The 1585-nt window shown below is 75.2% G+C and carries 1 protein-coding gene; it reads right to left on the reverse strand.

Features of this window, described 5'->3' with window-relative positions:
• Positions 1–1465 (reverse strand): beta-ketoacyl synthase N-terminal-like domain-containing protein (locus ABZ656_RS57850; protein ID WP_360280786.1); only part of this gene is annotated, 1465 nt, incomplete at its 3' end.
• Between the last annotated feature and the right edge of the window lie 120 nt (positions 1466–1585).

Genomic DNA, 1585 nt, shown 5'->3' on the forward strand with positions numbered 1-1585 from the left:
GTCGACCTCTGGTCGTGCATGCGGCCGGGGCGGAACGCCCCGGCCCACAGCGTGCGTCCCTCGCCGTCGGTGACGACGGTCGCGCGAGTTCGGGCCGCTCCCGCAGTACGGCCGCGGTCCGTGCGGCCTGCGCCCGCAGAGCGGCCGGACTCGCGCCGGAGAGGAGCAGCGGCGGTGTCACCGTGCCGCGCCGGGAGGGTGCTGCGGCGACCGTGCCCGCCTCGGCCTCCTCCAGGATCACGTGCGCGTTGGTCCCGCCGATGCCGAACGCCGACACCGCCGCCCGTCGGGGCCGCCCGGGCACGGGCCGCCACTCCTCGTCCCGGGTCAGCAGCCGTACGGCGCCCGACGACCAGTCCACCCGTGGCGACGGCTCGTCGGCGTGCAGCGTCCGCGGGAGCCGTTCGTGGTGCATCGCCAGTACGGTCTTGATGACACCGCCCACCCCGGCCGCGGCCTGGGTGTGCCCGACATTGGACTTCAACGAGCCCAGCCACAGCGGCCGTTGGGCCGTTCGGTCCTGTCCGTACGTGGCCAGCAGCGCCTGTGCCTCGATCGGATCGCCGAGCGCGGTGCCCGTGCCGTGCGCCTCCACCGTGTCGACGTCCGCCGGGGACAGTCCCGCGTCGGCGAGGGCCGCGTGGATCACCCGTTGCTGCGCGGGCCCGTTGGGGGCGGTCAGCCCGTTGGACGCGCCGTCGGAGTTGACGGCCGAGCCACGCAGCACGGCCAGGACCGGATGACCGTTGCGCCGCGCGTCGGAGAGCCGCTCCAGCAGAACCAGGCCCACGCCCTCGCCCCAGGCGGTGCCGTCGGCCGCCGCGGAGAAGGGTTTGCAGCGCCCGTCGGGCGCCAGCCCGCGCAGCCTGCTGAACGCGACGAACGGGCCGGGCGAGGCCATGACCGTGACCCCGCCCGTGACGGCCAGCGAGCATTCGCCGTCGCGCAGGGACCGTACGGCCGTGTGCATCGCCACCAGCGACGACGAACACGCGGTGTCCACCGTCACGGCGGGCCCGCGCAGCCCCAGCGTGTAGGCGATCCGGCCGGAGGCGACGCTTCCCGCCGAACCGAGGGCGAGATGGGCCTCCAGTTCGTGTCCGCCGCGATGCATGAGGCGGCGCCCGTAGTCGGCGTGCATCACGCCGACGAAGACACCGGTGTCGCTGCCGCGCAGCCCCGACGGGTCGAGGCCCGCCCGTTCCAGCAGCTCCCAGCCGGTCTCAAGCAGCAGCCGTTGCTGCGGATCGGTGGCCAGTGCCTCACGGGGCGACATGTTGAAGAAGGCCGCGTCGAAGTCGGCCGCCCGGTGCAGGAAGCCGCCCCTGCGGGTGAGGGAGGTGCCCGGCCGGTCGGGGTCGGGGTCGTACAGGCCGGCCGTGTTCCAGCCACGGTCGGTGGGGAAGTCCGAGGTCGCGTCGGTGCCGTCCGCGACGAGCCGCCACAGATCCTCCGGGGACTCCACGCCCCCCGGGTAGCGGCACGCCATGGCCACGACGGCGATGGGCTCCCTGGGCTCCCCGGGTTCGATGCGGGGTCCGCCGCCGGACGGGCGCGCGGCGGGCCGGCGGTCGCCGTGCAGCGC

The sequence above is a fragment of the Streptomyces sp. NPDC007095 genome, assembly GCF_040634475.1.
Taxonomy (GTDB): Bacteria; Actinomycetota; Actinomycetes; order Streptomycetales; family Streptomycetaceae; genus Streptomyces.